Genomic DNA, 2,486 nt, shown 5'->3' with positions numbered 1-2,486 from the left:
ACATAACAAAGCATTCAAGAGGGACAGTCAACGCTTGGCAGTTTTGGTTTGGTTGAGCATTTGAGGTTACGGCTGGCTAGTTTGAGTTTAGTTGTTTGCGTTGCCTGCCCCTTAATGCGGCGTTATGCGCTAATAGGAAAAGTTACAGGAGTTAACAATGAATCAGCATGAAAAGATCAATTATGTAGAATTTTCAGCGAAAGACTTAGAGTCAACGAAAGCATTCTTTTCAAAGGTTTTTGGATGGGACTTTGTTGACTATGGGCCTGAATACGCAGCTTTTTCAAATGAAGGTTTAGATGTTGGCTTTTTCAAAGCTGAGCGTTCTAGTCGGACTGAAAATGGTGGTGCACTTTTAATTTTCTATAGTTCAGACATTGAAGCCACATTGGATAAAGTTGTGAAAAATGGCGGTAATATCATCCGTTCAATTTTTGAATTTCCCGGCGGTTGTCGTTTTCATTTTGTAGAGCCAAGTGGCAACGAGTTTGCAGTTTGGTCTGAAGCACGCGCATAACAAGGCGTTAAAGAGGGACAGCCAACGCGTGGCATTTTTATCATGCGTTGGTTTTTGTGATTACTGTGTTATGCGGAAGCTTGGCAGTTGCGTCGGCTGCCCCTTAACGCGGCGTTATGCAGCTAAACGATAATTATTTGATTACTAGGAGTTTTAATATGAAAAGGATTTTAGGTCTCGCGCTGGTAGCAGTGATTCAGGGTTGTGCCAATCAATCGGTAACCACAGAAAGGTTAGTGGAAAATTCTTGTATAGGTACCACAGCTATCAGTAGTGAATTAAGTGATAAATTTAAGTCAATCCAAGACCCACCGCTGCTTGCTCAATCACTCGGAGAGCCGTTACAAGGTAAATTGTGTCAAGGTTCTGTATATCAAAATACACAAGATGTAACTATATATCGAGCGTGGAATAGTACAAATCCTAATAGCCAATTTGGTCAATGGTGGGCATTTGACTTACCCTCGGGTAAGACAGCGGATTATAGGAAGAACTATGAGATTTGCTATCAATGGTCACCGTTGGATAAGTTATCGAAGTGCAGATTGAAAGCAGGAACCAAAGTAGTTGTAGGTAATGGTCAAAGTGCTCAATGTTCAGAGTATTTAACCTATCCGGTATCGGAAGTGCAGCAAATATTTATTGCAGATTCAGGCAATTCAGTCGCTGATTGTCAGGTCTATGATAGCGTAATTTCTTGGGAATAAGATTCTATCTTGAGTCGCTGCATAACAAAGCGTTCAAGAGGGATTCGCAACGCGTAGTATTTTCATTATGCGTTGAATTTATTAGTTTTTAGTGCAATGCGGATAGTTGGTAGTTGCGTTGCTCACCCCTTAACGCGGCGTTATGTAACTGTAGAGAAAAAGACCACAATATATTGAAAATTAAAGTGTTTTTATGATTTCTTTACTTTGAATTTGGCTTCTGCTTTCTATGTTCGGTACTTTTAACTAATTGTTTGAATTGGTTATTTATACAGTTTGTAAAGTCAGTCTTATTCATGTTGATTTGGTTTTCGTCTTCCTTGTTCTTCGAATTTTCCGTTTGTTCTTAATGGTTCAGTGGGTTTGCGTTCAGTTTGTCTATAGTCATGATCTGCAGACTCAAGTTGCTTTTGTGGTTGCCAGAGTTTTTTCTACTGGGTCAATGCTGACTTTTCGTGTAAGTTAAATCGTGTTTGGCGATGCTGTTTTTGGCAAAGCTTTGAAATGGTTAGTAAAGTTACATAACAAAGCATTTAAGAGGGACAATCAATGCGTGGCACTTTTGTTTTGGGTGAGCATTTGAGGTTACGGCTGGTTAGTTTAAGTTCGGTTGTTAGCGTTGCTTGCCCCTTAATGCGGCGTTATGTAACTATAGAGAAAAAGATCGCAATATATTGAAATTTAAAGTGTTTTCATTATTTTGTATTTTAAAATGAACTTCTATTTTTCATGTTTGATATTTTTAACTTATTATTTTAATTAGTTATTTATACGGTTTGTAAAGTCAGTCTTATTCATGTTGATTTGGTTTTTGTCTTCTTGTTCTTCAAGTCTGTATTCTGAACTTAATGGTAAAGTGGGTTTGCGTTCAGCTTGTCTATAGTCATGATCCGCAGAATCAAGTTGCTTTTGTGGTTGCCAGATTTTTTTTCTACTGGGTCAATGCTGACTTTTCGTGTAAGTTAAATTGTGTTTGGCGATGCTGTTTTTGTTAATGCTTTGAAATGGTTAGTAAAGTTACATAACAAAGCATTTAAGAGGGACAATCAACGCGTGGCATTTTTGGTTTGGATACGCATTTGAGGTGACGGCTGGTTAGTTTGAGCGCAGTGGTTTACGTTGCTTGCCCCTTAATGCGGCGTTATAAGCAAATTCAGCTCCAGAGGATGAAAAATGGAAATCGAGTACAAAGTAAACCATCCAATCTCAGTTGAACAATTCGTGAGTTTACTGAAGAAAACATCATTGGGTGAGCGGCGTCC

The 2,486-nt window shown here is 38.7% G+C and carries 2 protein-coding genes; both read left to right on the top strand.

Features of this window, described 5'->3' with window-relative positions; translation table 11 throughout:
• Positions 1–157: 157 nt before the first annotated feature.
• Complete coding sequence (locus FKN93_RS17165) at positions 158–517, top strand: VOC family protein (protein WP_001071517.1); 360 nt, start codon at positions 158–160, stop codon at positions 515–517.
• A 158-nt stretch (positions 518–675) separates the two neighbouring features.
• Positions 676–1,224: a hypothetical protein gene (locus FKN93_RS17155; RefSeq protein ID WP_170905744.1), complete on the top strand. Its 549-nt coding sequence runs from the start codon at positions 676–678 to the stop codon at positions 1,222–1,224.
• Positions 1,225–2,486 lie beyond the last annotated feature (1,262 nt).

It is taken from the genome of Vibrio sp. A8-1, assembly GCF_013048685.1.
In the GTDB taxonomy this organism is placed as follows: Bacteria; Pseudomonadota; Gammaproteobacteria; order Enterobacterales; family Vibrionaceae; genus Vibrio; species Vibrio metschnikovii.
The sequence above is the reverse complement of the archived record's forward strand: the minus strand, read 5'-3'. Positions and strand labels throughout refer to the sequence as shown.

Excerpts from the sequence above, each read along its gene's own strand:
- FKN93_RS17165 (WP_001071517.1), top strand. The coding sequence starts at position 158 with ATGAATCAGCATGAAAAGATCAATTATGTAGAATTTTCAGCGAAAGAC.
- FKN93_RS17155 (WP_170905744.1), top strand. The coding sequence starts at position 676 with ATGAAAAGGATTTTAGGTCTCGCGCTGGTAGCAGTGATTCAGGGTTGT.